At 67.5% G+C, this 286-nt stretch carries 1 protein-coding gene; it reads left to right on the top strand.

What is annotated here, in order from left to right; genetic code table 11:
- Positions 1 to 286: FAD/NAD(P)-binding oxidoreductase (locus EN786_RS37300; protein WP_135910225.1), on the top strand; the 286-nt coding region annotated here is incomplete at both ends.

Below are 286 nucleotides of genomic sequence, written 5' to 3'. Positions count from 1 at the left end.
CGTCAGCGATCATTTGAAGGCCCCCGGCCACGACCTGCCGCGCGAGCGGCTCTGGCAGGTCCGCGCCAAGCGCGTGGTGCTGGCCTCCGGCGCCATCGAGCGCCACATGGTGTTTGCCAACAACGACCGGCCCGGCATCATGCTGGCGGGCGCGGCGCGCACCTTCCTAAACCACTACGGTGTCGCGGTAGGACGGAATGTCGGCGTCTACACCGCCAATGATTCGGCCTATGCGGCCGCGATCGACCTGAAGAAGGCCGGCGTCAACGTGGCGGCGATCGTCGAT

The sequence above is a fragment of the Mesorhizobium sp. M4B.F.Ca.ET.143.01.1.1 genome (genome assembly GCF_004792275.1).
GTDB lineage: Bacteria > Pseudomonadota > Alphaproteobacteria > Rhizobiales > Rhizobiaceae > Mesorhizobium > Mesorhizobium abyssinicae.
Note: the sequence above shows the minus strand (reverse complement) of the source record. Positions and strands in the feature narration are given on the sequence as shown.